Below are 24,999 nucleotides of genomic sequence, written 5' to 3' on the forward strand. Positions count from 1 at the left end.
CTCCCCGTTTGTGCACCGCTCTAGTGCATTCGGCTGGAGCGCGACACGTCCCTCCACTCTCCATTCAGAGCCGCCGCAAAAATGAGCCTGTTCTCCGCTGTCGAAATGGCACCACGCGATCCAATCCTGGGCCTCAACGAAGCATTCAACGCCGATACCCGTACCAACAAGGTCAACCTGGGGGTCGGTGTTTACTGCAACGAGGAGGGGCGAATTCCACTCCTGCGCGCCGTTGTCGAAGCCGAGACGATTCGCGTCGCTCAACACGCTTCCCGTGGCTACTTGCCGATCGACGGCATCGCTGCTTACGACCAGGCCGTTCAGAAACTGCTGTTCGGCAATGACTCGCCGCTGATCGCGGCTGGCCGTGTCATCACCACTCAAGCCGTTGGCGGTACTGGTGCACTGAAAATCGGTGCCGACTTCCTCAAGCAACTGCTGCCGAACGCCGTCGTGGCGATCAGCGACCCAAGCTGGGAAAACCACCGCGCGCTGTTCGAAACGGCCGGTTTCCCGGTGCAGAACTATCGTTACTACGACGCCGCCACCCACGACGTTAACCGTGTCGGCCTGCTGGAAGACCTGAACGCCCTGCCGTCCGGCTCGATCGTTGTGCTGCACGCGTGCTGCCACAACCCGACCGGCGTAGACCTCAGCCCGGCGGACTGGAAAAACGTTCTTGAAGTAGTGAAAGCGAAAAACCACGTGCCATTCCTCGACATGGCGTATCAAGGTTTCGGCGATGGCATAGACGAAGACGCCGCCGCCGTGCGTCTGTTCGCTGAATCGGGCCTGACCTTCTTCGTCTCCAGCTCGTTCTCCAAATCCTTCTCGCTGTACGGCGAGCGCGTTGGCGCCCTGTCGATCGTCAGCGAGTCGAAAGAAGAAAGCGCGCGCGTGCTGTCGCAAGTCAAACGCGTGATCCGCACCAACTACTCCAACCCGCCGACCCACGGTGCAAGCATCGTCGCCGCGGTGTTGAACAGCCCGGAACTGCGGGCCAAGTGGGAAGAAGAGCTGGCCGAAATGCGCCTGCGGATTCGCGGCATGCGCACCCAGATGGTTGACCTGTTGGCGAAAAACGCGCCACAGCGTGATTTCAGCTTTGTGGGTCGTCAGCGCGGCATGTTCTCTTACTCCGGCCTCACGGTTGAGCAAGTGACCCGTCTGCGCAGCGAGTTCGGCATCTACGCCCTGGACACCGGCCGCATCTGCGTTGCCGCGCTGAACCAGAGCAACATCGACGTCGTGACCAAGGCCATCGTTGCGGTGATCTGAGTCGTCGAGCACTAAACATAACGGGAAGCCATGAGGCTTCCCGTTTTTATTTGGCTCAGATAAATCCCAACCCCTCTAGACTGCACACATCGACCTTGTAGGAGCCGGCTTGCTGGCGATAGCGGTAGACCAGCCAGCATCAATGTTGACTGTGATGGCCTCTTCGCCAGCAAGCCGGCTCCTACAACGTTTTATGTACACCCGAGAATTCTGACGAGAGCCCAAATGAAAAACGATGACCTGCGCGCTGAGCGCGATGACTTGGATGACCTGAATGACTTCATCCCCCGCGTCCCGGCCAAACGCAGCAATAACCTGGTGCTGCAAGTGGCTGCGGGTGTGTTTCTCGGCGGACTGGCCTTGTGGCTGGTGCAACTGGGCGCGACGTTGCTTTACGCCAAACTGATGCTCGCCACCGTGACGTTCGGCGGTTAAGCCAGTTCGGTCGCGCGCTGGCTGGCCGCATCGTCATAGGCGACGTACAGCGATTCGGCGATCTGGCTTTTGATGGCCTTGGTGCTTTCCAGACCCAGGACAAAACCTTCGGCCTTGCCGCCAGCGCGGTTCAATTCGTCAGCGGTGCTGGCCTGAGTGATGGCGTCGAACAGTTTTTCGGCGTGGGGGCCAACCCCTTTGGGCAGGCTGATCTGTGCGATGCTCATGCGAACACCTCGTTGCGTCGGAATGCGAGGGCTGGGTAATTCATGGCGCGTACCTTTTCGGCGAATGGCCGGCAGCGCGTGCAACCACTTCCGGGCGGCCATGGTAGACCTCTGGCGCTGTTCTGGTAACCGCCAATCGCCGATAAACCACCGCCCGTCCCGATGAATCCCTCGCGTTGTTAACAGGTGCTTGACTTCTCTTTTTGAATCAGTAACATACACGCCATTCCGCGATAGCTCAGTTGGTAGAGCAAGTGACTGTTAATCACTGGGTCCCTGGTTCGAGTCCAGGTCGTGGAGCCAGACAGCAATAACGAAAAGCCTCTGAATCGAAAGGTTCAGGGGCTTTTTTGTGGCCGATGAAAAATTGGCTGATCCGCAAGCCTGTAGGAGCCGGCTTGCTGGCGATGGACGCAAGTGCGCTGCGGTGAGCCTGGTTTCACGCGTTATCGTTAACGACCATCGCCAGCAAGCCGGCTCCTGCAAGGGACCGTGCCCAAGTGGGCCTTGCCCCAGTAAAAGCCGCACGAAAAAGGCGCCCCGAAGGACACCCTTTGAATTTACGTCGGAGCGAGTGTCAACCTGTCACTCGCTCCGGCCTTTCCAGCCGTCAGACATGTTCACTGCTTTTCGCAGGCATCGCCCGCGGCTCTCCATGCCCATGATCCACCTCCACCACCGGGATCTCTTTCCCGTCGCAGTCATGCAATTTACCTTCGCTGAAATAATCCCCCTCGCGCAACGCGGCCAGATCCTGATAACGCAGGACCCGCTCAGTACCCGCCGCAAACACCGATTGCTGATCCGAATTGCCGGCAGTGAGGTGGTTGAAGGTCAGGTTCAACACGATGGCCATGATCGCCGAGGAGCTGATACCCGAGTGAAAGATCGTCGCGAACCAGCTTGGGAACTGGTCGTAGAAATTTGGGGCGGCGATGGGAATCATGCCGAAACCGATGGAGGTGGCGACGATGATCAGGTTGACGTTGTTGCGGTAGTCGACCTTGGACAATGTACGAATACCGCTGGCCGCCACGGTACCGAACAGCACGATACCGGCACCACCCAGCACCGAAGTCGGCACGGCGGCGATGACCCGGCCCATGAAGGGCAACAAGCCCAGGATCACGAGGAACAAACCGCCGGTGGCCACCACGAAACGGCTCTTGATCCCGGTCACCGCCACCAACCCGACGTTCTGGGCGAACGCGCTTTGGGTGAAGGAGCCGAAAATCGGCGCGATCATGCTCGACAGCATGTCGGCGCGCAAGCCGTTGCCCAGGCGTTTGGAGTCGACCTTGGTGCCGATGATTTCACCGACGGCGAGGATGTCCGCCGAGGTTTCCACCAGCGTCACCATGACCACGATGCACATCGACAGAATCGCAGCAAAGTGGAAGGTCGGCATGCCGAAGTGGAACGGCGTCGGGAAGCCGAACATCGGGCCCTGGGTGACGGACGAGAAGTCTGCCATGCCGAGAAACACCGCGATAACGGTGCCGATGACCATCGCCAGCAGGATCGACAAACGGGAGATCGTCGCGCTGCCGACCTTGCTCAGCAACAGCACCAGCACCAGCGTCACCGCCGCCAGACCGATGTTCGCCATGCTGCCGAAATCCGCCGCATGGCTGTTACCGCCCATGGCCCAGCGCGCGGCCACCGGCATCAGCGTCAGGCCAATGGTCGTGATCACGATGCCCGTCACCAGCGGCGGGAAGAATTTGGTGATTCGCGAGAACACCGGTGTGATCAACAAACCGATTAGCGACGCGGCAATCACCGCCCCGAGAATCGACTGAAACCCGCCCTCCCCACCACTGCTGACAATCGCCACCATGGTCGCGACGCCGGAGAACGACACGCCTTGCACCAGCGGCAACTGGCAGCCGAAAAACGGTAAACCGAGGGTCTGCAGCAATGTCGCCAAGCCCCCCGCAAACAATGAAGCAGCAATCAACAAACCGATGTCCGCTGGCGAGAGCCCGGCCGCCTGGCCGATGATCAAAGGCACCGCGACGATACCGCCATACATGGTCAGAACATGTTGCAGGCCGTAAGCCATATTCGCGCCGACCCCGAGGTTTTCGTCCTCAGGCCGTTGGTGTGAAACATGGGGCGTTTTCATGGTTGGGGGGTTCCCTGGTTTTTGTTATGCGCACACTGTATGCAAGACTCAGGACAAATGTCTATAGAGTTGTATACAACTAATCAGTCAGATTATGGACATGTGTCCATCCACACCCACAGCATCGTTCAATAAACCCTGAAATATATCCGTCCCAGCCCTCCTCGTATCCCCCGCTAGTCTTTTGAGTTCCTGGCGACCATCGGTAGTGGTCGCCCTCTTTTTTATACGTATAAAGTATGCATAATGAAGCCATTCGAAATTCAGTACCACAAGGCAAAGAACGCGGCGAACAAACTGAAGCATCAAGGCATCAGCCTCGCAGAGACTGAGGCCGTGTTCCATGACGAACGAGCGCTGGCGCTCCAGGATGATCTTCATGACGAGCAACGATGGATCATCATGGGGCTGGACGCCAAAGCCCGCTTGCTGGTCGTCGCGTACACCTACCGCGATCCGAATTTCGTTCGAATCATTTCTGCGCGCCTCGCCACAAAAAACGAGCGTCGCCAATATCTGGAGGCTTGAGAGATGAAAGATGAATACGACTTCAGCAATGCCAAGCGTGGGGCAGTTGCCCCCGGCAAAGGCAAAACCCGCATTACCATCATGCTGGATGAAGCGGTCATAGACGCCGCTCGTGCGCTCGCGGAAAACGAGGGATATGGGTACCAGACGGTGATCAACAACACACTGCGGCACGCGCTGCTCAGTGACAAAAACAAAACTGCAGAGACCGGGCAGCTCAAAAAAGGGATAACGCCCTCCGACCTGAAAAACCTGGAGAAAACGTTGCTGGACGCCGTCAGCGAAATCCATCGAGTGATGGAGCCTGACGCTCGCCCCTAATCCGGTTCGATCAACCGCCCAAGCACCTGCTTCAAATGTGCGTGTTCAGGCACTCGAATGCCGAACTCGCTCTCCAGCAACCGGACCAGATCAGCCACCGCCGTGATCTGCCGCCGCTCGCTCTCGCTGCCGATCCGGTGGATCGCAAAACTGCCGTTGTTCAGCGTGCGCCGCCAACCTTCCCCCGTCCGCGCCACCATCAGCTGTTTGGCAAAGGATGATTCAGGATGGGTTGAGACATACCAGTTGCCGACGGTGTAATCGATGTCTTCCTGGCGTTGCAGGTCAAAGATGTACATCGGTCGCCATTCACCGGCGACGTTGGCGCGCAGGGTGTAGCCGTCTGCGTGGTGTTCGATTCGATAGGGTTCGTGAGGGGTGAGTTGCTCGTCCGGAGTGTCGAGCAGCAGTGGCGCGGTCGGGACCATGCCGCCGAAGCCGACGTCGGTGATGTAGCGCACGCCCTCCAGGGTGACCAGGCTCAAGCGGTGCGTACGCGCGGTCCAGGCGCCCTCGGGCTGGCCCATGACCACGCGGCCGGAGATGCCGCGGGCGTCGAAGCCCAACGCCTGAAGCAGGGCCAGGAACACGTTGTTGAGTTCGTAGCAGTAACCACCGCGGCCATCGTGCAGGACTTTTTGCTCGATGGACGGTAAATCGATGAGTACCGGCTCGCCAGACAGGGTGGTGAGGTTCTCGAACGGGAACACTCCGGTGTGACGAAACTGCAACTGACGCAGGGTTTCCAGGGTTGGCGCCGGTGGCGCGTCGAAACCCAGACGTTGCAGGTACAACGCAAGATTGTTCAGGCGTGGCTCGCTCATTGCTCGGTCCTTATGAACTGGGCCGCGGATCTTTCCGCCGATGGCCGCCATGTATAAGGGATAAAGCGGTTCGACCGACAATTGATTTCGCCAATCGCCACTCACGGACAATCAACGGCGCTTGCGCGAGCCCAGTTGAATCCACGCCGGTGCATGGTCGCTGGCATGCGGCTCGTTGCGCACCCAGGCATCGACACCGGCCTCTTGCAGGTAAGGACTCAGTGCCGGGTTGAGCAACAGATGATCGATGCGCAACCCGGAATTTTTCTGCCAGTGTTGTCGGAAGTAGTCCCAGAAGGTGTAAAGCCGAGCCTCCGGATACAGATGACGCAGGGAATCGGTCCACCCCTGATCCAGCAATCGTTGATAACACTCGCGGCTTTGCGGTTGCAGCAGCGCATCCTTGAGCCAGGACCTCGGGTTGTAGATGTCCAGGTCTGTCGGCACCACGTTATAGTCGCCGGCCAGCACCACCGGGTGTTCGCTGCTCTGGAGATCCTTGGCGTAGGCGATCAGCCGCTCGAACCAGGCCAGCTTGTAATCGAACTTCGGCCCCGGCTGCGGATTGCCGTTCGGCAGATACAGGCAGCCCACAAGGACACCGTGCACGGCGGCCTCCAGATACCGACTGTGGGTATCACTGTCGTCGCCTGGCAAACCACGGCGACTCTCCAGTGGTTGCGCATCCCGCGCCAGAATCGCCACCCCGTTCCACGATGACTGCCCCTGCCATATCGCGCCGTAGCCGGCAGCCTCAAGTTCTGCGGCAGGAAATGCACTGTCCACCGACTTGAGTTCCTGCAGGCAGGCGATGTCCGGTTTCTCCCGCTCCAGCCAGGCCAGCAGGTTAGGCAGCCGGGCGCGCATGCCATTGACGTTGAACGTTGCGATCCGCAGATTCTTCATGGGCCAGCGCTCCGGACATGTGTCTTCAGTGTGTAACATCCTGGCATTCCGGTGGTTGCGTCGGCTATCTCAAGTACGGCGTAATAGACGCACGACGCCCACCCGATCTGCCGAGAAAACCGCTCTCATGGAAACCATGCTGAAAGGCCACGGAATCAGCCTGCGCCCGCTGCAACACCGAAGCCAAATACCTGATGCTGCGCTTTGCCTTCGACGTGCCGGACTGTGTGCGGGTGCAATTCACCACCGACGAAAACAATCAGAAATCACGCAACGCAATCCTCAGGCCAGGGGCGCAGCAGGAAGGTATCGTGCGCCACGAACGGATCATGCCGGACGGTCGCAAGCGCAACTCGGTGCGGTTCAGCATCATCGATGATGAGTGGCCGCAAGTGCAGCAGAGGCTCGAACAGAAACTGGCGGCGAATACGCAGGGACGGCCCGTCACCTGAAATCAACGGTCACTTCCCCGAACCTCAAGCCACCTCAACGATCAGAGCGCATCAGTTCCCCGACACTACCGTCCATCGACAGCACCGCCGAACGGTTTCGCCCGGAATGCTTGGCCTGATACAACGCCGCGTCGGCGCGCTCGATGAACACTTCGGTGCTGTCCAGGCGCGTCGGTACGAAGGCATGACAACCGAGGCTGACCGTCAAGTAACCGCTGGGCGCACCGCTGTGGTTGATGTTGCAGGTCATGATGCTGCGGCGGATCTGCTCGGCAATGACCATCGCGCCATGAATATCCGTATTCGGCAGTAACACAGCAAACTCCTCACCGCCATAACGCACAGCCAGATCAGTGGCTCGATGGCAGCAACTTTTCACCACTCTCGCCACTTCGGCCAGGCAATGGTCACCCGCGACGTGGCCGTAAGCATCGTTGTAGCGCTTGAAGTAATCGATATCGAGCATGATCAGGCTCAACGAACTCGACTGTCGGATGCCACGGCCAAACTCGAGGTCCAGCGCCTGTTCGAATAGGCGGCGATTGGCCAGGCCGGTGAGACTGTCATGGGTCGCGATCAGATTCAGCGCGTCCTTGGCCTTGCGCAAATCCTTCTCGACCCGTTCACCAAGGCGCACCTGGCGCACGAACACCCAACCGAACAGCCCCACGCCCAGCACAACCAGCGCCACAATGACGCTGGATTTAAACGCTGTGTCATACCAGCCCTTGAGAATCGAATCCCTGGATGAGGCCGCGGACACTACCAGCGGATAGGCGTCGAGTTGCCGGTAGCCATGCAAGCGAACGGTGCCATCGAGTAAAGAACCGATCATGGCGTTGCCGGACATTGAGCCCGACAGGTACTTGCTGAAAATTTCCCCTTTGGCCAGTGACTGGCCAATCTGTGATTCCACAAACGGCCGTCGCGCCAGCAGCGTTCCGTCGGTCAGCGCCAGGAAAATGGAGCCGTCGTCATCGATGCTGAAGCTTTTGAAAAACTGATCGAAGTAGGACATTTTGATGCCGGCCAGCAAAACGCCATGAAAATGGCCGTCCTTGTCATTCACCCGCTTGGAAACCGGAATGATCCACTCGCCATTCACGCGACTGCGAATCGCGGGGCCGATGTGCGCCAGGGACGATACGTTCTGCTGATGAAACAGGAAGTAATCGCGGTCCGCCACGCCGGGACCACGGGGTAAATCCTCGAATGAGGTGACAACCCATTGCCCCTTTCGATCGAACAGGAAAATCCCGTGCAACTGACTGAGCGCCTGCACCCGTCGGGCAAACGTTTTTTGCAGACGCGGGATCTGCGCCGGCACGAACCCATCAACCTGAATCCAGTCCGCCAGGCTGGTCAGTACCAGGTCGGCTTTCATGAACGTGTCTTCGGCCTGCTGCGCCATGGCGCGCGTGAGGTTCGATGACGCCACTTCGGCCACCGCCAGATCGTGCCGGCGCGATTGCTCCAGTTGCAGATAAAGCAAACCACACAGGCACAGACACACCACCACAATAAACAGCACCGCCGCTTTGCGCAGGGGTAACCGTTTCAAAGTGACGCCACTGGCGTGGCGCGGGTCGTCATGGGAGATAGGCAAACGCTCGTCCTGCAAGGGTAAGGCATGGGCAAAGGCCCAAAACCCTTAATGTTTGCGAGCTTAGTCTACGGGATGGTGCGGGGCAATTGTCCTTTGGACAGGCGTCGCATCGCACTGCGCAAATGTGCTTGCGCACTGTCTGCATCGCCCAGGCGCATTTGTTCGTAGGCACGTTGCGCAATGTCGGGGGGCACCGGCTTGAGATCGCGCTGGGTCGCCATCGCCATCAATTGCACCTGGGCGGCGCGCTCCAGGTAATACAGATCGTCCCAGGCTTCGGCGATGGTCGGCCCTGCGACGATCACGCCGTGGTTTTTCAGGAACAGGACGTCGGCATTGCCCATGACGCGGGCAATCCGGTCACCTTCGGACTCATCGAGAGCCAGGCCGTTGTAGTCCTCGTCCACCGCCGTACGCCCGTAGAATTTCAACGCTGTTTGCCCCAGCCACAATAACGGCGGGCCTTGCAGCAAACACAACGCCGTGGCGTGGGGCATGTGCGTGTGGAACGCCACTTTCACCCTCGGCAGCTGTTTATGCAGGCGCGCGTGGATGTAGAACGCGGTCGCCTCCGGTTGGCCTTCGCCGGCCACGACATTGCCGTGGAAGTCGCAGACCAGCAGGTTGTCTGCGGTGACCTCTGCAAACGCGTAGCCGTAGGGGTTCACGAAAAACAGATCATCGCGCCCCGGCACCATGGCGGAAAAGTGGTTGCAGATCCCCTCCTCCAGCCCATGCAGCGCCGCCAGTTGAAAGCACGCCGCCAGTTCCGTGCGCGCCGTGATGACAGCCGGCGAGTCCAGGTTCAGGTTGGTGTAACGCGCAGAACGGGAACCGCCTTCAAGGGTGTGTGCCATGGCAATGACTCCGGGGTTACCAGCCAAGGGATTCGAACAGGGGCACGACTTGGTCCAGCGTGCTCAATATCGCATCGGGTTGATAGTCGGGCAGCAATTGACGACCGGTGCCGCGATCGATCCATACACAGCGAAAATGCATATCGCGCGCGGCGGTGTGGTCCAGCGTCGGGCTTGCGCAGATGTGCACCACCTGATCGCGACTGACGCCCAGTTGCGCGTGAGCGTAGTCGAACAGCTGCGGATTCGGCTTGTAGGCGCCGGCCTGCTGGGCGGTGATGACCCGATCGATGTGCCCGCCGAGTTGCGCGACGTTGCCGGCGATGATGTCGTCATCGGTGTTGGACACGATGCACACCTTGAAACCCATCGTCTTGAGCCGGGCGAGCGTGTCGATCACCTCGGGAAACGGCGGCATCTTCGGGATAGCCGCCGCCAGCCGTTGACTGTCTTCGGCCGAACTCGCCAACCCCAACTCCTCCAGCGCCATGTGCAACCCAAGGGTGCTCAACTGACGGAACGAACGATGCGGCGGAGTCTGCTCCAGCCGGTGTTCGTGCCGGTCGTACACCTCGATCAGGCGATTGACATCGACAGGGTGATCACCCTTGTCGCGCAGGATCTGCGCGGCCACGGCTTTCAAACCTTCATCCCATTGAATCAGCGTGCCGTAGCAATCGAAGGTCAGCCACTGGGGGCGTGGAGAGTTTTTGAGTGTCATGGTCGTGTCCTTTGAAAGGTGATCTTCAGGTTACGAGCCAACAGTGATAGTGTGAAATTAAATTAATATCGACTTGTCAGTGATAAATCGAATATCAAGGAAGCCGCCATGCTCGATCTCGAACTGCTCAAGACCTTCGTCTGCGTGGTGGACGAAGGCAGCTTCACCCGCGCCGCCGAACGCGTACACCGCACCCAGTCCACCGTGAGCCAACAGGTTCGCAAACTGGAAGAACTGGTCGGCCATGCGCTGCTGCTTCGCGATCGCACCGGGCAGAACATCAGCGTCACCGAGCACGGCGAGATGCTGATTCACTATGCCCGGCGCCTGCTGGCCCTGTCTTCGGAGGCGGTGGAAGCCCTCGCCAGCGACCTCGACCTGGAGATCCTGCGTATTGGCGTACCGGAGGACTTTGACGCACGGCGCATGGCCGCGATCCTCGCCGGCTTCAACCGCAGCCGACCTGAAGCGCGGCTGGAAACCGTCAGCGGCATGAGTACCGATCTCAAACAGAAACTCGCAACGGGCGCCATCGACATTGCACTGGTCAAGCGTGAACCGGACAGCGGCCCCTGCTGGGCAGCGTGGCCGGAAGCGCTGGTGTGGGTCAAAGGTGCGGGGGTCGACTCCGCCCAGGGCGTTTTGCCATTGGCGCTGTTCCCCCAGGGGTGCATTTACCGGCGACGGGCGATCCGCCTGCTGGATGTGGCTCAGCGGCCGTGGCGGGTTGCGTTTGGCAGCCACAGCCTGACGGGGATTCAAGCGGCGGTGGCCTCCGGATTGGGCCTCTCGGTGCTGCCCGTTTCGGCGGTGCTGCCAGAGCACACCGTGTGCACCGATCTGCCCGAATTACCGCCGACGGAATTGGCGCTGATCAGTCGCGAAGGCGCACTGACTGGACTGCAGCGAGGGCTGGTGGAGTTTTTGCGGGAGGAGTTGGGCCGGGCTTGATCAGGAGGAATGGGCGCGCCATGAACGCCCCGCTCCCGGATTCGACCCTGTTACGGCCCAGTCCCCACCGAGGCCGTCGCCGCATGCAGATTCAACACCGGCATTTGCGCAGGTCGATTCAATGCCCGCAGCACGGGCTCATCGTAGCCATACACATCAGGTTTGAACGCCACCCGCCCGTCGCTGCCCAGATCGACTGTCCAATAGGCCAACAACACCGGCACTTTCACCGGCAGCCGAATGTTCTCGGTCTTGCCATTGGCCAACTGTTTCTGAATACCGGCGCTGTTCCACTTGACCGGGTCGTTGAACAACAACTCCACCAGTTGCAGCGGATTCTCCACCCGGATGCAGCCCGAACTGGTTGCGCGGACAGTCTTGGCAAACAACTCGCGATGCGGCGTGTCGTGCAGGTAAATCGCATAGTCGTTGGGAAAGCGGATCACCACCTGACCCAGCGAACTCTCGGGCCCGGCATCCTGTCGCAAGCTGATGCCCCGCGGGTTGGTCCAGTCGACACCCGCAGGATCCAGCTCGTTGCCTTCGCGGTCGATCACGCGAATATGGTTGGCGGCCAGGTAACCGGGATTGCTCTTGATCTTCGGCAGCACGTCTTCCTTGAGGATCGTCGGCGGTACTGTCCAGGTCGGATTAAAAGTGATGTAGGTAATCTGCGCCTGGAAGATCGGTGTATTGCGCGCCGCTTTACCGACCTGCACCCGAGAGCGCCAGATCGGCTGACCATCGCGGTACATCGCCACTTTATAACCGGCGATATCGACGATCACGAACGTGCCTTGAAGTTTATAAAGCAGCCAACGCGCCCGCTCCATGTTGACCCGCACCTGGTCGATGCGTGCGTCAACCGGCACATTCAACGCTGCCAGCGTGGTCGCCCCCGCCATGCCATCCACACCGAGGTATTGCTCGTTCTGATATTTTTTCACCGCAGCGGTGACGGCACCGTCGTACTTTGTGCCGTGGATCAATCGCGGATCGAGAAAACCTGCCGCGACCAACCTCGCGCGCAACTGCGCGACAGCCGGTTCGTCCATGCCAGGTTTGAGCGAATGGTCCACAACCACCTTCGGCCAGCCGCCCCGATCGCGAATACCGCGCAATTGCGCCAGCGCCTGACGCAAGCCCCCGTACACCGCTTCTTGCGGCGGAGCCAGGGCAAAAGCCTTTGCTACATCGTGTTGGTCGAGCGCAGCGAAGAACGCATTGACGTCGTCGCGCGGGTCGACGCCATTGGCGTCAAAATTCCAATGAATATCGAGCCGCGACGGATCGACCTTGCCCCGCCGCAACTGCAGCAGCGCAGTAATAAAGGTATGCGTCGTCGCCAGATCAAAGGCCGCCCGTTGCTCGGGCGTGACCGGCGTGGTCTGCATCGTGGCCTGGGATCGGACCAGCTCATCAATATGAAAATCCGCCGGGTTCAAACCATCGGCGTCAGTCGCGCTCAGGCTGGCGATCAATTGTGCGACGTCGCGGTCATCCGTCCACGCTGCGCGATAAGCGCGATGGGTATAGAAATCCATGACCAGACGACTGACATCCACCCGACGATGACGCGGCGCGGTCAGCAACGGTGGAAACGCGGTTTTCAGCGGCTCAAGCGATGCCTGAATCGCTTGTCCGACGTTATCTTCCACTGCAGCGTCGATAACGGAGCTAGGCGCAATTGTCGGCTCAATCGGCGAAGTTTCCGCTAGCGCCGTGCCGCTGATCAGAAAGCCCATAAAAAATATGCGGCTTATGACGAATAACCTTGTTAAAAGCACCATGGATAATCCTTAATCTCCCGCATTCAACGCCTGGCTTTCAAAGCACTGCTAGACTCGAACTTAACATGATGAGACATCTATATGGCGCCACTACGTATTGGCTATCTGCTGCCGGCCCTGCTTTTGACTGCAATGTCCGTACCGTTAGCCTACGCCGATTCGCTCGCGGCCGCCCTCATCAAAGCGGCCCCGAAAGCCAACGCCAAGGTCATCGACCTCGCCGTTCGTGCCTCGCAATGCAGCATCGCGCAAGGTGCTGCTCCTGTCCAAAGACTTGCGGTGATCGATTATTCCCTGCCTTCGACCGAACAGCGCCTGTGGGTGTTCGATTTAAAGAAGCGCAAGTTGCTGTTTCATGAACTGGTCGCCCATGGTCGCAACAGCGGCGAAAACATGGCCGTCAACTTCTCCAATCAAAATGAAAGCTTTGCCACCAGCCTCGGCTTGTATCGCACGCAGCAGAGCTATGTCGGGCAAAACGGTTATTCGCTGCGCATGGAAGGCCTGGAGCCGGGTTTCAACGACAATGCGTTTGACCGGGCAATCGTGATTCATGGCGCGCCTTATGTCAGCCCGGTGCTGGCGCGGGCGAACGGGCGGATTGGTCGAAGCCTGGGCTGCCCGGCCGTGCGACCGGCGATTGCGCACAAGCTGATTGATTCGATGAAAGGCGGGCAGTTGTTGTTTTCGTACTACCCGGATCAGCGCTGGTTGAAGAAATCTTCGTTTATCAACTGTGGCAGTGGGACCGTGGCCACGGCATCAAAATCCACGAGCAACCGCTGAATACAACATGAACCTGTCAAAACTGTAATCCGCGCCTCAGTCTGCTGAAAGGCATCGCTCGCTAGACTCGTCGTCAAGTTGTCTCCCAACTGACGGACCGGGAATAAAAACAGCATGCACTCCACCACTTCAAGACGCACCTTCGTGAAAGGGCTCGCTGCGGGCGGGCTGCTCGGCGGCCTCGGTTTATGGCGCACGCCTGTGTGGGCGATCACCAGCCCTGGCGAACCGCAGGTGTTGGCCGGCACCGATTTCGACCTGTTCATCGGCGAAACCCCGGTCAACATCACCGGCAATCCGCGCACCGCGATAACCATCAACGGCGGTATCCCCGGCCCATTGCTGCGCTGGCGTGAAGGCGACACGGTCACGCTGCGGGTGAAAAACAGACTCAAGGAAAACACCTCCATTCACTGGCACGGCATTTTGCTGCCAGCCAACATGGACGGCGTGCCGGGGCTGAGCTTTCACGGCATCGAACCCGGCGGCGTGTACGTTTACACATTCCAGCTCCGGCAGAACGGCACCTATTGGTATCACAGCCATTCGGGTCTTCAGGAACAGTCGGGCGTTTATGGTCCGCTGGTGATCGACGCCAAGGAGCCGGAGCCTTTCCAGTACGACCGCGATTACGTGGTAATGCTGACCGACTGGACCGACGAAGACGCGGCCAGCTTGATGAACACCCTGAAAAAGCAGTCCGATTACTACAACTACAACAAGCGCACCGTGGGCGATTTCATCCACGACGTCAGCGAGAAAGGTTGGGCTTCCACGGTCGCCGATCGAAAGATGTGGGCCGAAATGAAGATGAATCCCACAGACCTCGCCGACGTCAGCGGTGCCACCTACACCTACTTGATGAACGGCCAGGCGCCGGACTCGAACTGGACAGGCGTGTTCCGGCCGGGCGAAAAGTTGCGCCTGCGCTTCATCAACGGCTCCGCCATGACGTATTTCGACGTGCGCATTCCGGGGCTGAAGATGACGGTGGTCGCTGCAGATGGGCTGCACGTCAAGCCGGTGAGTGTCGATGAGTTTCGCATTGCGGTGGCGGAGACCTTCGATGTGATTGTCGAGCCGACCGAAGCGGCTTACACCTTGTTCGCCCAGTCAATGGATCGGACTGGCTTTGCACGCGGCACGCTTGCAGCGAAGGCTGGTTTATCCGCGCCGGTACCACCGCTGGACCCTCGACCGCTGGTGACCATGGATGACATGGGCATGGGCGGGATGGACCACGGCAGCATGGCGGGCATGGATCACAGCGCCATGGCCATGCCCGGTATGCAGTCTCATCCAGAGACAGAAAAAGACAACCCGCTGGTGGACATGCAAGCCATGACCACCGCCCCCAAACTCGACGATCCCGGCCTCGGCCTGCGCAACAACGGCCGCCGCGTCCTGACCTATTCCGACCTTCGTAGCACCTTCGAAGACCCGGACGGCCGCGACCCGAGCCGCACGATTGAACTGCACCTTACCGGCCACATGGAAAAATTTGCCTGGTCGTTCAACGGTGTGAAGTTCTCCGACGCCGAACCTCTGCGCCTCAAATATGGCGAGCGGGTTCGGGTGGTGCTGGTCAACGACACGATGATGACCCACCCGATCCATCTGCATGGCATGTGGAGCGACCTCGAAGACGAGAACGGTCAGTTCATGGTGCGCAAACACACCATCGACATGCCCCCCGGCTCCCGGCGCAGCTATCGGGTAACCGCCGATGCGCTCGGCCGCTGGGCCTATCACTGCCATCTCCTGTACCACATGGAAATGGGCATGTTCCGTGAAGTTCGCGTGGAAGAATGAGACGCCTACCCATGACCAGACTCACCCCCCTCTCTTTGGCACTCGTGACCGCGAGCCTGACCCTTTCTTCGGCGATGGCCGCCACCGACGACATGCAGAACATGGATCACAGCCAGATGCAGGGCATGGACCATAGCCAAATGCAAAGCATGGACGACGGCCAGATGCAGCCCGCCGCGCCGACCGAAAGCCGCACGCCGATCCCGGTGCTAACCGATGCCGACCGGGCCGCCGTGTATGCCAGCCCGACCGGCCACGGCGTGCATGACACCGCGCTCAACTATTACTTCCTCGCCGACAAACTCGAATGGCAGGACGCTGACAACGGCAGCACTCTGGCCTGGGATCTCTCCGGCTGGATCGGCGGCGACATCGACCGCCTGTGGCTGCGCTCCGAAGGCGAACGCACCAACGGCAAAACCGAAGACGCCGAAATCCAGGCCCTATGGGGGCATGCAATCTCCCCATGGTGGGACGTGGTAACCGGCGTGCGCCAGGATTTCAAACCCGGCGCCCCACAGACATGGGCCGCGTTCGGCGTGCAAGGCATGGCGTTGTACAACTTTGAAACCGAGGCCACGGCATTCATCGGCGAAGGCGGCCAGACCGCCGTGCGGCTGGAAGGTGACTACGACATCCTGCTGACCAATCGGCTGATCCTGCAGCCGACCGCCGAGCTCAATGTCTATGGCAAAAACGATCCGCAACGGGGTATCGGTTCCGGGCTGTCCAACACCGAAGCCGGGCTGCGGCTGCGCTATGAAATTCGCCGGGAGATCGCGCCCTATATCGGCGTGACCTGGAACCGCACCTACGGTAAAACCGCCGACTACGCCAACGATGAAGGTGAGGATCGCAGCGAAGCACGCCTGGTCCTCGGTGTTCGCTTGTGGTTCTGAACGCACTCACTCAACAACCAAAAAAACAACCGCTTGAAGCGGTAAGAGGCCTCGCATGCGCATGATTAAAACGACCGCTGTTGCCATTGGACTGCTCATGAGCGCACTCGCTCAAGCGCACCCAAAACTGCTTTCCTCCACTCCGGCAGAAGGTGCGGATGGCGCAGCACCCGGCAAAATTGAACTGCACTTTTCCGAAAGCCTCATGACCCAGTTTTCCGGCGCGAAACTGGTCATGACCGAAATGCCCGGCATGGCGCACTCCCCCATGCCCATGAAAGCCAAAGTGTCCGGTGGCAGCGACCCGAAAACCATGGTCATCACACCGCTTTCGCCACTGCCTGCCGGCACCTACAAAGTCGAATGGCGCGCGGTGTCGTCGGACACTCACCCGATCACCGGCAACGTTACGTTCAAAGTGAAGTGATTGATGAGCGACTCGGTCAGCATTGCACTGCGCTTTGGGTTGTATGTGGATTTGATGTTGCTGTTTGGCTTGGCGCTGTTTGGGCTCTATAGCCTGAAAGAACAGGAACGGGTGTCAGGGGCGGCGCTGCCGTTTCGGTCGATGTTGACGGGGGCAGCGTTGCTGGGCGTGCTGTTTTCCGTCGCCAGCATGGTGATGATGGCCAGCGCCATGAGCGGCGAGTCGGATTTTGCCGAGCTGCGTCCGCATATCGAGATGATGGTGTTTGAGACAGACGTGGGACTGGCCTGGACGGTTCGCGTTGTCGCGCTGGTTGTCGGCGGCTTGGCGGTTATGTTCAACCAACGAGCCCCCGGCGTCAGTCTGCTGATCGCGTCCGCTGCTGGAGGCATCGCCCTCGCCAGCCTGGCCTGGAACGGTCATGGCGCGATGGATGAAGGAAGCCTGCGGTATTGGCATTTCATCACCGACATCTTGCATCTGCTGGCGGCGGGGGCGTGGCTGGGTGGGTTGATCGCATTTGCCTTGTTAGCGAGGATCAACTCACTGCAAAGCGAAGCGCGCATCCGGCTGCTCGTCCGTGCTGTCAAACGGTTTGAATGGGTGGGCGCGGTGATTGTTGTCGTAATCACCGTAACGGGAATCGTGAACTACCTGTTCATCGTCGGCCCTGAACTGGACGAGGTGTTTCTCAGTACCTACGGGATTTTGCTATTTATCAAAGTAGTGTTATTTGCCGGGATGCTGGTGCTGGCCGCGTTGAATCGGTTTCAACTCGGGCCACTTTTGGAACGGTCGCTGCGGGACAGGCAATACCGGGTAGCGGCGAATGCATTGCGACGCAGTGTGGTCGTGGAGTTGGTGGCGGCGGTGTTGATTGTAGGGTTGGTGGCCTGGCTGGGGACATTGAGTCCAGAGATGGAAATGAGCGCGGAATAACGTAAAGGGGCTCCAGTTGATATGGATCAACGATTGCCTCTTGCTCGGGACTAAGCTCAAAAAACTCCCTCGGATCGGGTACACACTATGCTCTGGTTCCGCACTCACCTACCGCTGCTGATCCGCCAAGTACTCGCACCTTGGCCGCCAGTACGCCTGCGTTTCGTTCGTTTCAACAATTAAAACAATCCTCCGAGCGTCCGGAATTCCGGACGCTCCCTGTGGCTTCGCCTCTTAAGCTCAGCTCAATTCCTGTACGTCCCTGACTCACTGGAGATTGCCATGCATACGCACCTCAAAGCACTCGTCGCCGCACTGCTCATCAGTAGCCCATTGGTTGCTCTGGCCGTCGAGGAACATCACCCCGACACACCGTCAACCGCACCGACCACCGCCGCCGCAACCCCCGCCCCCGCCGCTGCGACACAAGACAAGGCCATGAGCGAACAGATGAAAAAAATGCAGGCGGCCCACGAAAAAATGATCGCCGCCAAAACCCCGGCCGAACGCCGGGCCGCCATGCAAGAAGGCTTGGCCACGATGAAGGATAGCCTGGGCATGATGCACAACCACTGCCAAGGCATGGGAATGGGAATGGGCAAAGGCATGTCCGACGGCAAGGATCGCTCGGACCAGATGATGGGCATGATGATGAAAATGATGGATGAGCAGTCGAGCATGATGAAGATGCCGATGAGCAACTAACGCCCTCAAAGACGCGCTTCGCCTTGCCATCGCGGCAAGGTCAACGATCGACTCACGCCACCTGCCACTCACAGTAAAAGAGGCTTACACAATGAACAGCACTGAACTGCAAGTCGAAGGCATGAACTGCGGGAGCTGCGTCAAACACATTAACGCCGCGCTGCAGCCGCTCGCCGGGGTGGGTGAAGTGACTGTCGATCTGGCGTCCAGTCGGGTCAAGGTGGCTGGAGATGCCGAGAGCGAAGTTCTGCTATCGGCATTGAAGGAGGCAGGGTATCCAGCCAGCGTACTGACAGAAGACAAACATCAAGGCGTAAAGAAGAAATCTGGCTGCGGCGGGTCAAGTTGCTGCTGTCACTGAGTCCACCCCGGCGAGGATGAAGTTGAGCGGTGCGGCAGAAAGTAGGTACTCTCAGCCCCACTCCATCATGGAAGCCGGATAACAATGAAAAACATAAACATCGCAATGATGCTCGGTGGCCTGCTCGCTCTATCGTTTGCCGCTCAGGCAGAGCAATCGCATTTGGACAGCGTCATCCAGCAAGGCCAACTGCGCGTGTGCACCACGGGTGATTACAAGCCCTACACGTTTAAAGCCGAGGACGGCGAATACTCGGGCATCGACATCACCATGGCCCGTTCACTGGCCGACAGCCTGGGCGTCAAGGTCGAATGGGTGCAGACCACCTGGAAAACCCTGATGCCCGACATGCTGGCGGGCAAATGCGACATCGGCATGGGCGGGATTTCGGTCACGCTTGAGCGGCAGAAAAAAGCCTTCTTCAGCACCACGCTGGATGTCGACGGCAAAGTCCCCCTCGTGCGCTGCGAGGATCAGGCGCTGTATCAGACCGTCGAGCAAATCAACCGGCCTTCGGTTCGTTTGGTCGAACCGGCCGGCGGCACCAATGAAGCCTTTGTTCACGCCTTCCTGCCCAAAGCGCAATTGAGCCTTCACGACAACGTGACCATCTTTCAGGAGCTGCTGGACAAGAAGGCGGACGTAATGATCACGGATGCGTCGGAAGCGTTGTATCAGCAGAAGCTCAAGCCTGGTTTGTGCGCGGTGAATCCGGGGCAGTTCATGCAGTATGGGGAGAAGGCTTACCTGTTGCCGCGTGATGACATGACTTGGAAGTTGTATGTGGATCAGTGGCTGCACCTGGCCAAGGTGACGGGGAAGTACCAGAAGGTTTTGGGTGAGTGGATTGCTACGCCTGAGACCAAATAGTCGTATCTCCTGTAGTTGCTGGCGGATCCTGCGTTTGAATGCGCAGCAGTCGCCCCGCCTCCTCGGAGAACACGCAACGGCAGGAATACCGCGCCGTTGCGTCACACCTTAGTCGTCGTGCAACAACCCCGAGCTGTACTCGCCGAAACTGTTACCTAGCGCACTGCCATGGAAATTCAACTGACTGTGATTATTGGTAGGGCCCGGACCAAAGCCGGCAGACGGCTCGAGGTCTTCTGAATAGTTGCTATGGGTGCTCGCGCCCGAACAGGCACTCAATAGCAACGCACCGGCGACCAGCAAGACTTTGTAGAGGTTTGAGATCATTTTTTCGGTTTCCCTGTGGGCTGGGGGCGTGGTGATGCGAGCTCTAATCGTCATCGTAGGCCGGGAAGCCACGGGGGATTATGAAACTTCGCAGGACGACAGCCTTGGTTCAGCTACTGCGGTTTCTTGATGCTAGAAAAGCGCGCCCCTTGAAAAACTGTCAAAAGAGCAAAGTCCTACACAACACTCGGAATGGTCCGTACGTCTGGCCATTGCTGCGTTTTTCTCATGAAGCCTATAGTCCAACCAACGCCAAAATGGCGTGCGGGTTTGGCGACTCGTTGCAATTGGAGTGATAGATCCCTTGAATTAACGGAGCTTCACTTATGAACGAATATATGGCTTTAACCAGCAACGCCGACGACCTTCCCTCGCTGTATGTAAACACCACCCAACCGTTGCATTCACTGCTTAGCACCGCACGCTACCGAATTGGCGCGGTAACGCAGATCCTGGAAAACCTCGCAATGCGCGGGGACATCACTACGGATTCGGTGATACTCAGCGATTTCGCAATGCTTTGCTGCATACCGTTGCGTGATGGTTGTGATGTGCTGGATGTTGTTGCTCGACGTATGGATGCTGAGCGGTCCTGACGTGACAAATGGGCGCCCTTCTCGAGCGCCCTTTCGCCCTAGGGCTGGTAGAAAAAACTGACTTTCAGTCACTTTAGCTGATCTGCATGAACACACACACTTCTGCATCTCCGTTCCGACCGCCAACAAAAACGATAACCCCGCACAACGGACTTTTATAACGGAAAAAAGATCCTTTACGTTTCTACTCTAGAAAATAGACATCTGCGCTACCCTTTGTTCACTATAGCCAATGCATCACTTCTAGTTCCCTTGAGCTCAACATGTTGCCGAATCAACGCTCTATTCGGTGAAACAATCCCGTGCCAGCGGGCGTCCCAAGATTTAAAAGCATGCCATGAGTAACCATAAGTATATTCCTTACTCATCGTTTCCATTGACCGCAGCGCTGCCTTTAAGTAAGTCTCCTCTAACGCCGTCCCTTTAAGTTCAAGAATACTTCCCAAGTAGATCAACCAGCGGGCTAAGTGCTCGTATTGAGCCCACGCACTAGGCACTTGAGTTAACTCGATTTTGGTGGCTATTATTTTTTCTAGTGCTATCACAACTCGTTTATCATTGATACTCAAACCGATCGCTGCAAGAGATGAGATTATTTCGAAAAAAGAATTCTCAATCTGTAAATAGCTATCTGTGAAAGATCTTCCTTCAAAAATAACCTTATTAATATTTTCTACCGAAGTCTTTGCTTTCAGCTCTGCATTTGGCATTGCTTTATTTAGACTAGCAAAAAAACTTTCCACTTCCGTCCCATCAAGCACCCGAATACCATAGCAGTGCGCATAATAGTCCTTTACTGGCTGACTAACCTTTTGCCTCGAAACAAAGAATATGTTGGACCCTATAAAATGATTTCTTGAAAAGCCCTTATAATCGCTCAAAATAGCTTTTAAGTTTGTATCCCCTAAAGAATAACCTAGAATTACAACAGTATTCTCATGCAGCACCGTACTTAACTTTCTTGAAAAATACGACTCAGTATTAATAAACTTAAAATAATCATCCGAAGTCACTACCATATTTTGAGGAGAATCGACAGACCCATGCACATGGTAGACCTTTACTCTTGACTGAGATCTTGGAACAGGTAAACCTGGAGTAATTGAGTGACACTCACTCTTCCCTACCAGCTCCTCTATCAACTTATCATAGTTCGTTGTCACTACCCTGAGTGAGTATTTTTTTAGAAATGCAGAAATCTCCCCAGTATTACCTGCAAGCTTTAACTTCGAGATAATTGCAGCAATTTCTTCGTGAATATCTTTACCCACCCTCGTCAGCTCAATTGAAATAACTTGAGCTGCCTCCTCCAGACTTAATAACGCTTTGTCTTTTTCCGGAAATAGTGCCTTTATGAGTTTTTCTGGTTCTCTGGTTAATTGACAGACCTCCTCTAACAACTCCTGCCAGCCTGGAGCTTTCTTGTCGGATACTGCTTTTGAGAAGCCAGTTCCTGTGAGTAAACAAAGCCGATTTGATGCCGCTGCATATGCAATTTCAAAAAACTCACTCATACGTCTTCCTTGTCAATCCTGTCCAAATATAAGAATCATACTAATGCGTAGAATTAAAATATATCGCCTATGCAGGCATAATGCCATCCCACTGACGATTCACTCCAGCCTAATCAGCCCACACATTAAAAGAGAGCCGTCCCAACCCACCCTCGCACTTTGGGAAAAACAGACCAATTTTAATTACCGCGATTCAACCTCACTCCTCTAATGCCTCAAAGCTATTGCATTAACCAATCGTAGCAAGACTCGCCTCAACCACGCTGACTCAATCCTGATAAACTCCCCACCTCCCAGCCCCACCGATTCCAGATTCCCAATGTCCGTGACCGACGCAGTACCCGCCCCACTCTCCCGCCGCTTCTCCGTCGCCCCGATGATGGATTGGACTGACCGCCACTGCCGTTTCTTCCTGCGCCTGCTCTCCAAGCACGCCCTCCTCTACACCGAAATGGTCACCACCGGCGCGCTGCTCAACGGCGATCACGACCGCTTCCTGCGTCACAACGAAGCCGAACACCCGCTCGCCCTGCAACTCGGCGGCAGCGTCCCGCTGGACCTGGCCGCTTGCGCGCGCATGGCGCAGGAGCATGGTTACGACGAGGTGAATCTGAATGTCGGCTGCCCGAGTGATCGGGTGCAGAACAATATGATTGGCGCGGTGTTGATGGGGCATCCGCAGTTAGTGGCTGATTGTGTGAAGGCGATGCGCGATGCGGTGTCAATTCCTGTGACCGTGAAACACCGGATCGGGATCAACGGGCGGGACAGTTACCAGGAGTTGTGTGATTTCGTCGGCACGGTTCGCGATGCCGGGTGCACCAGTTTTACGGTGCATGCGCGGATCGCGATTCTGGAGGGGTTGTCGCCTAAGGAGAACCGCGACATCCCGCCCCTTCGCTATGACGTGGCGGCGCAGTTGAAGAAGGATTTTCCGGAGCTGGAGATTATTCTCAACGGCGGGATCAAGACGCTGGAGGCCTGTCACGAGCATTTGCAGACGTTCGATGGCGTGATGCTCGGTCGTGAGGCGTATCACAATCCTTATGTGATGGCTGAGGTGGATCAGCAACTGTTCGGCAGCACGGCGCCGGTGATTAGCCGGGCCGAGGCGCTGGCGCAGCTGCGGCCTTATATAGCGGCGCATATTGATGCAGGCGGCTCGATGCACCACATCACTCGGCATGTGCTGGGGCTGGGTACCGGGTTTCCGGGGGCGCGCAAGTTTCGGCAGTTGTTGTCGGTGGATATTCATAAGGCTAAAGAGCCTTTGGTGTTGCTGGATCAGGCGGCGGAGTTGCTTGAAGGACGCTAACGGTCACCCCGGTTGAACCTGCGCCCGGATTTGGCATCGTATTTACGGACACCGCGCCCCGCCATTCAAACAGCCGTTTTCAGGTTGTTGCCGCTGGGGACTTCGATACGTACATGCGCCCTTGAGTGGCTGTCAGCGCTCGGGTAATGTCATTAGACCCATAGGACAGAGCACGCCCATGACTTCCAAGCTGGAACAACTCAAACAGATGACCACCGTGGTTGCCGACACCGGCGACTTCGAAGCAATTGCTCGCGTAAAACCGGTGGACGCTACCACCAACCCTTCCCTGCTGCTCAAAGCGGCGGCCATCCCTGGTTATGCCGAGTTGCTGAACGCTTGCGTCAGCGACTGCAAGGGCGATGTGGGCCTGGCCAGCGACCGCTTTGGCGTCGCGGTAGGGCAAGAGATCCTGAAAGTGATTCCGGGCCGTATTTCCACTGAAGTGGATGCGCGCCTGTCGTTCGACACTGACGCCGTATTGAAGCGTGCACACCGTCTGATCGAGCTGTACGACAAGGCCGGCATTGGTCGCGACCGTGTACTGATCAAGATCGCTTCCACCTGGGAAGGCATCCGCGCTGCCGAGATTCTGGAAAAAGAAGGCATCCAGACCAACCTGACGTTGCTGTTCTCGTTCGCGCAAGCGGCGGCGTGTGCCGATGCGGGTGTGTTCCTGATTTCGCCGTTCGTGGGCCGGATCTACGACTGGTACAAGAAGGCCAACGGCAACGACTACACCGGCGCAGATGATCCGGGCGTGCAGTCGGTGACACGCATTTACAACTACTACAAGGCCAATGACTACAAGACCGTGGTCATGGGTGCGAGCTTCCGTAATCTGAATCAGATCGAGCAGCTGGCTGGTTGCGACCGTTTGACCATCAGCCCGGACTTGATCGATAAGCTGGCGGCGGACACGGGTAAACTGGAGCGTAAACTCGCTCCGGGGCATGCCGGTGAAGCGCGTTTGAGCCTGAATGAAGCGCAGTTCCGTTGGTTGTCGAACGAAGATGCGATGGCGACCGAGAAACTGGCTGAGGGGATTCGTCAGTTTGCTCGCGACCAGGAGAAGCTTGAGGCGCTGCTGCAGGCCAAGCTGTGATCTAGTTCAAAGCAGTGCAAAAAGGGCGAACCTTGATGGGTTCGCCCTTTTTTGTGTGCGTGTGTTTGGTGTTGGCTTCGCACTTGGGAGTTTGGGGGGGGCTATAAGGCCGCCATCGCCAGCAAGCCGGCTCCTACACGTGATGGTTCGGCGAAGGCATTGTTGGGGCGGCTTGCTGGCGATGAGGCCAGAGATGCGATGGCGACCCAGAAACTGGCTGAGGGGATTCGTCAGTTTGCTCGCGACCAGGAGAAGCTTGAGGCGCTGCTGCAGGCCAAGCTGTGATCTAGTTCAAAGCAGTGCAAAAAGGGCGAACCTT

26 protein-coding genes, 1 tRNA gene and 2 pseudogenes are annotated in these 24,999 nt (G+C 57.7%); 19 read left to right on the forward strand and 10 right to left on the reverse strand.

Annotated features, from left to right (window positions below; translation table 11 throughout):
* Positions 1-81 precede the first annotated feature (81 nt).
* A complete protein-coding gene (locus tag PMI01S_RS03400; protein ID WP_084318021.1) occupies positions 82-1,278 on the forward strand; it encodes an amino acid aminotransferase in 1,197 nt (398 codons plus the stop codon).
* 225 nt (positions 1,279-1,503) lie between these two features.
* Positions 1,504-1,713 carry a hypothetical protein gene (locus PMI01S_RS03405; protein WP_084318022.1) on the forward strand — a complete coding sequence of 70 codons (210 nt, stop codon included), beginning with the start codon at positions 1,504-1,506 and terminating at the stop codon, positions 1,711-1,713.
* Here the strand turns inward: PMI01S_RS03405 and PMI01S_RS03410 are convergent.
* Positions 1,710-1,940, reverse strand: coding sequence for a hypothetical protein (locus PMI01S_RS03410; RefSeq protein WP_084318023.1), 231 nt, complete (start codon positions 1,938-1,940; stop codon positions 1,710-1,712). The genes PMI01S_RS03405 and PMI01S_RS03410 overlap by 4 nt on opposite strands.
* Positions 1,941-2,167: 227 nt before the next feature.
* On the opposite strand from PMI01S_RS03410, the gene PMI01S_RS03415 reads away from it, so the two are divergent.
* Positions 2,168-2,243 (forward strand) — tRNA-Asn (locus PMI01S_RS03415).
* Between the two features lie 307 nt (positions 2,244-2,550).
* Here PMI01S_RS03415 and PMI01S_RS03420 read toward each other — a convergent pair.
* Entirely contained in the window at positions 2,551-4,068 is a 1,518-nt protein-coding gene (locus PMI01S_RS03420) for a nucleobase:cation symporter-2 family protein (protein WP_084318024.1), read from the reverse strand.
* 246 nt (positions 4,069-4,314) lie between these two features.
* Between PMI01S_RS03420 and PMI01S_RS03425 the strand changes: the two genes are divergently transcribed.
* Positions 4,315-4,596, forward strand: a complete 282-nt coding sequence (locus tag PMI01S_RS03425; RefSeq protein WP_084318025.1) for a BrnT family toxin — start codon at positions 4,315-4,317, stop codon at positions 4,594-4,596.
* 3 nt (positions 4,597-4,599) lie between these two features.
* Positions 4,600-4,917 (forward strand): BrnA antitoxin family protein, encoded by a 318-nt coding sequence (locus PMI01S_RS03430; protein WP_084318026.1) that lies wholly within the window; start codon positions 4,600-4,602, stop codon positions 4,915-4,917.
* Here PMI01S_RS03430 and PMI01S_RS03435 read toward each other — a convergent pair.
* Both PMI01S_RS03435 and PMI01S_RS03440 read right to left on the reverse strand, forming a co-directional pair.
* A complete protein-coding gene (locus tag PMI01S_RS03435) occupies positions 4,914-5,741 on the reverse strand; it encodes an arylamine N-acetyltransferase family protein (protein ID WP_084318027.1) in 828 nt (275 codons plus the stop codon). The two genes, PMI01S_RS03430 and PMI01S_RS03435, sit on opposite strands and share 4 nt — an antisense overlap.
* A gap of 111 nt (positions 5,742-5,852) precedes the next feature.
* The gene (locus PMI01S_RS03440; RefSeq protein WP_084318028.1) at positions 5,853-6,647 is read right to left on the reverse strand and encodes an exodeoxyribonuclease III; all 795 of its coding nucleotides are present in this window, start codon (positions 6,645-6,647) and stop codon (positions 5,853-5,855) included.
* Between the two features lie 173 nt (positions 6,648-6,820).
* Here PMI01S_RS03440 and PMI01S_RS03445 point away from each other — a divergent pair.
* Positions 6,821-7,099: pseudogene (locus PMI01S_RS03445) on the forward strand (GNAT family N-acetyltransferase); the annotation flags it as partial.
* 34 nt (positions 7,100-7,133) lie between these two features.
* Here PMI01S_RS03445 and PMI01S_RS03450 read toward each other — a convergent pair.
* From PMI01S_RS03450 to PMI01S_RS03460, 3 genes are all read right to left on the reverse strand, one after another.
* Positions 7,134-8,705 carry a sensor domain-containing diguanylate cyclase gene (locus PMI01S_RS03450; protein WP_084318029.1) on the reverse strand — a complete coding sequence of 524 codons (1,572 nt, stop codon included), beginning with the start codon at positions 8,703-8,705 and terminating at the stop codon, positions 7,134-7,136.
* A 65-nt stretch (positions 8,706-8,770) separates the two neighbouring features.
* Positions 8,771-9,562 carry an aldolase gene (locus PMI01S_RS03455; protein ID WP_084318030.1) on the reverse strand — a complete coding sequence of 264 codons (792 nt, stop codon included), beginning with the start codon at positions 9,560-9,562 and terminating at the stop codon, positions 8,771-8,773.
* 16 nt (positions 9,563-9,578) lie between these two features.
* On the reverse strand, positions 9,579-10,283 hold the full coding sequence (locus tag PMI01S_RS03460; protein WP_084318031.1) for a haloacid dehalogenase type II: 705 nt from the start codon (positions 10,281-10,283) through the stop codon (positions 9,579-9,581).
* A 108-nt stretch (positions 10,284-10,391) separates the two neighbouring features.
* Here PMI01S_RS03460 and PMI01S_RS03465 point away from each other — a divergent pair, with 108 nt between their 5' ends.
* Positions 10,392-11,234, forward strand: a complete 843-nt coding sequence (locus PMI01S_RS03465) for a LysR substrate-binding domain-containing protein (protein WP_084318032.1) — start codon at positions 10,392-10,394, stop codon at positions 11,232-11,234.
* Positions 11,235-11,284: 50 nt separating this feature from the next.
* Here the strand turns inward: PMI01S_RS03465 and PMI01S_RS03470 are convergent, their stop codons facing one another.
* Positions 11,285-13,024: a L,D-transpeptidase family protein gene (locus PMI01S_RS03470; protein ID WP_084318033.1), complete on the reverse strand. Its 1,740-nt coding sequence runs from the start codon at positions 13,022-13,024 to the stop codon at positions 11,285-11,287.
* 81 nt (positions 13,025-13,105) lie between these two features.
* On the opposite strand from PMI01S_RS03470, the gene PMI01S_RS03475 reads away from it, so the two are divergent.
* The 8 genes from PMI01S_RS03475 to PMI01S_RS03510 all read left to right on the forward strand — a co-directional run bounded on the left by PMI01S_RS03475 (position 13,106) and on the right by PMI01S_RS03510 (position 19,823).
* On the forward strand, positions 13,106-13,810 hold the full coding sequence (locus tag PMI01S_RS03475; protein ID WP_084318034.1) for a murein L,D-transpeptidase catalytic domain family protein: 705 nt from the start codon (positions 13,106-13,108) through the stop codon (positions 13,808-13,810).
* A 114-nt stretch (positions 13,811-13,924) separates the two neighbouring features.
* Complete coding sequence (locus tag PMI01S_RS03480; protein WP_084318035.1) at positions 13,925-15,622, forward strand: copper resistance system multicopper oxidase; 1,698 nt, start codon at positions 13,925-13,927, stop codon at positions 15,620-15,622.
* Between the two features lie 11 nt (positions 15,623-15,633).
* Entirely contained in the window at positions 15,634-16,521 is an 888-nt protein-coding gene (locus PMI01S_RS03485; protein ID WP_084318036.1) for a copper resistance protein B, read from the forward strand.
* Positions 16,522-16,576: 55 nt separating this feature from the next.
* Positions 16,577-16,948 (forward strand): copper homeostasis periplasmic binding protein CopC, encoded by a 372-nt coding sequence (gene copC / locus PMI01S_RS03490; protein WP_084318037.1) that lies wholly within the window; start codon positions 16,577-16,579, stop codon positions 16,946-16,948.
* A gap of 3 nt (positions 16,949-16,951) precedes the next feature.
* On the forward strand, positions 16,952-17,887 hold the full coding sequence (gene copD / locus PMI01S_RS03495; protein ID WP_084318038.1) for a copper homeostasis membrane protein CopD: 936 nt from the start codon (positions 16,952-16,954) through the stop codon (positions 17,885-17,887).
* Positions 17,888-18,169: 282 nt separating this feature from the next.
* Positions 18,170-18,592, forward strand: coding sequence for a hypothetical protein (locus PMI01S_RS03500; RefSeq protein ID WP_084318039.1), 423 nt, complete (start codon positions 18,170-18,172; stop codon positions 18,590-18,592).
* A gap of 91 nt (positions 18,593-18,683) precedes the next feature.
* On the forward strand, positions 18,684-18,953 hold the full coding sequence (locus tag PMI01S_RS03505) for a heavy-metal-associated domain-containing protein (protein ID WP_084318040.1): 270 nt from the start codon (positions 18,684-18,686) through the stop codon (positions 18,951-18,953).
* 84 nt (positions 18,954-19,037) lie between these two features.
* Complete coding sequence (locus PMI01S_RS03510) at positions 19,038-19,823, forward strand: transporter substrate-binding domain-containing protein (RefSeq protein ID WP_084318041.1); 786 nt, start codon at positions 19,038-19,040, stop codon at positions 19,821-19,823.
* A 108-nt stretch (positions 19,824-19,931) separates the two neighbouring features.
* Here PMI01S_RS03510 and PMI01S_RS03515 read toward each other — a convergent pair whose 3' ends face one another.
* Positions 19,932-20,150 carry a hypothetical protein gene (locus PMI01S_RS03515; RefSeq protein WP_084318042.1) on the reverse strand — a complete coding sequence of 73 codons (219 nt, stop codon included), beginning with the start codon at positions 20,148-20,150 and terminating at the stop codon, positions 19,932-19,934.
* Positions 20,151-20,476: 326 nt separating this feature from the next.
* Here PMI01S_RS03515 and PMI01S_RS03520 point away from each other — a divergent pair, with 326 nt between their 5' ends.
* Positions 20,477-20,746, forward strand: a complete 270-nt coding sequence (locus PMI01S_RS03520) for a short-chain dehydrogenase (RefSeq protein WP_084318043.1) — start codon at positions 20,477-20,479, stop codon at positions 20,744-20,746.
* Between the two features lie 209 nt (positions 20,747-20,955).
* Here the strand turns inward: PMI01S_RS03520 and PMI01S_RS03525 are convergent, their stop codons facing one another.
* Complete coding sequence (locus PMI01S_RS03525) at positions 20,956-22,260, reverse strand: SIR2 family NAD-dependent protein deacylase (RefSeq protein WP_084318044.1); 1,305 nt, start codon at positions 22,258-22,260, stop codon at positions 20,956-20,958.
* Positions 22,261-22,579: 319 nt separating this feature from the next.
* On the opposite strand from PMI01S_RS03525, the gene dusA reads away from it, so the two are divergent.
* The 3 genes and pseudogenes from dusA to PMI01S_RS32320 form a co-directional block, all read left to right on the forward strand.
* Positions 22,580-23,575, forward strand: coding sequence for a tRNA dihydrouridine(20/20a) synthase DusA (gene dusA, locus PMI01S_RS03530; protein WP_084318045.1), 996 nt, complete (start codon positions 22,580-22,582; stop codon positions 23,573-23,575).
* A gap of 178 nt (positions 23,576-23,753) precedes the next feature.
* Positions 23,754-24,680, forward strand: coding sequence for a transaldolase (gene tal, locus PMI01S_RS03535; protein WP_084318046.1), 927 nt, complete (start codon positions 23,754-23,756; stop codon positions 24,678-24,680).
* 192 nt (positions 24,681-24,872) lie between these two features.
* Positions 24,873-24,965, forward strand: a pseudogene (locus PMI01S_RS32320) (hypothetical protein); the annotation flags it as partial.
* Between the last annotated feature and the right edge of the window lie 34 nt (positions 24,966-24,999).

Origin of the sequence: Pseudomonas migulae NBRC 103157 (assembly GCF_002091715.1) — a bacterium.
In the GTDB taxonomy this organism is placed as follows: domain Bacteria; phylum Pseudomonadota; class Gammaproteobacteria; order Pseudomonadales; family Pseudomonadaceae; genus Aquipseudomonas; species Aquipseudomonas migulae_A.

Excerpts from the sequence above, each read along its gene's own strand:
- PMI01S_RS03410 (WP_084318023.1), bottom strand. The coding sequence starts at position 1,940 with ATGAGCATCGCACAGATCAGCCTGCCCAAAGGGGTTGGCCCCCACGCC.
- dusA (WP_084318045.1), top strand. The coding sequence starts at position 22,580 with ATGTCCGTGACCGACGCAGTACCCGCCCCACTCTCCCGCCGCTTCTCC.
- copC (WP_084318037.1), top strand. The coding sequence starts at position 16,577 with ATGCGCATGATTAAAACGACCGCTGTTGCCATTGGACTGCTCATGAGC.
- PMI01S_RS03400 (WP_084318021.1), top strand. The coding sequence starts at position 82 with ATGAGCCTGTTCTCCGCTGTCGAAATGGCACCACGCGATCCAATCCTG.
- PMI01S_RS03505 (WP_084318040.1), top strand. The coding sequence starts at position 18,684 with ATGAACAGCACTGAACTGCAAGTCGAAGGCATGAACTGCGGGAGCTGC.
- PMI01S_RS03500 (WP_084318039.1), top strand. The coding sequence starts at position 18,170 with ATGCATACGCACCTCAAAGCACTCGTCGCCGCACTGCTCATCAGTAGC.
- PMI01S_RS03465 (WP_084318032.1), top strand. The coding sequence starts at position 10,392 with ATGCTCGATCTCGAACTGCTCAAGACCTTCGTCTGCGTGGTGGACGAA.
- PMI01S_RS03480 (WP_084318035.1), top strand. The coding sequence starts at position 13,925 with ATGCACTCCACCACTTCAAGACGCACCTTCGTGAAAGGGCTCGCTGCG.
- PMI01S_RS03435 (WP_084318027.1), bottom strand. The coding sequence starts at position 5,741 with ATGAGCGAGCCACGCCTGAACAATCTTGCGTTGTACCTGCAACGTCTG.
- PMI01S_RS03475 (WP_084318034.1), top strand. The coding sequence starts at position 13,106 with ATGGCGCCACTACGTATTGGCTATCTGCTGCCGGCCCTGCTTTTGACT.
- PMI01S_RS03460 (WP_084318031.1), bottom strand. The coding sequence starts at position 10,283 with ATGACACTCAAAAACTCTCCACGCCCCCAGTGGCTGACCTTCGATTGC.
- PMI01S_RS03420 (WP_084318024.1), bottom strand. The coding sequence starts at position 4,068 with ATGAAAACGCCCCATGTTTCACACCAACGGCCTGAGGACGAAAACCTC.
- PMI01S_RS03455 (WP_084318030.1), bottom strand. The coding sequence starts at position 9,562 with ATGGCACACACCCTTGAAGGCGGTTCCCGTTCTGCGCGTTACACCAAC.
- tal (WP_084318046.1), top strand. The coding sequence starts at position 23,754 with ATGACTTCCAAGCTGGAACAACTCAAACAGATGACCACCGTGGTTGCC.
- PMI01S_RS03425 (WP_084318025.1), top strand. The coding sequence starts at position 4,315 with ATGAAGCCATTCGAAATTCAGTACCACAAGGCAAAGAACGCGGCGAAC.
- PMI01S_RS03405 (WP_084318022.1), top strand. The coding sequence starts at position 1,504 with ATGAAAAACGATGACCTGCGCGCTGAGCGCGATGACTTGGATGACCTG.
- PMI01S_RS03470 (WP_084318033.1), bottom strand. The coding sequence starts at position 13,024 with ATGGTGCTTTTAACAAGGTTATTCGTCATAAGCCGCATATTTTTTATG.
- PMI01S_RS03525 (WP_084318044.1), bottom strand. The coding sequence starts at position 22,260 with ATGAGTGAGTTTTTTGAAATTGCATATGCAGCGGCATCAAATCGGCTT.
- PMI01S_RS03485 (WP_084318036.1), top strand. The coding sequence starts at position 15,634 with ATGACCAGACTCACCCCCCTCTCTTTGGCACTCGTGACCGCGAGCCTG.
- PMI01S_RS03510 (WP_084318041.1), top strand. The coding sequence starts at position 19,038 with ATGAAAAACATAAACATCGCAATGATGCTCGGTGGCCTGCTCGCTCTA.
- PMI01S_RS03515 (WP_084318042.1), bottom strand. The coding sequence starts at position 20,150 with ATGATCTCAAACCTCTACAAAGTCTTGCTGGTCGCCGGTGCGTTGCTA.
- PMI01S_RS03430 (WP_084318026.1), top strand. The coding sequence starts at position 4,600 with ATGAAAGATGAATACGACTTCAGCAATGCCAAGCGTGGGGCAGTTGCC.
- PMI01S_RS03440 (WP_084318028.1), bottom strand. The coding sequence starts at position 6,647 with ATGAAGAATCTGCGGATCGCAACGTTCAACGTCAATGGCATGCGCGCC.
- copD (WP_084318038.1), top strand. The coding sequence starts at position 16,952 with ATGAGCGACTCGGTCAGCATTGCACTGCGCTTTGGGTTGTATGTGGAT.
- PMI01S_RS03520 (WP_084318043.1), top strand. The coding sequence starts at position 20,477 with ATGAACGAATATATGGCTTTAACCAGCAACGCCGACGACCTTCCCTCG.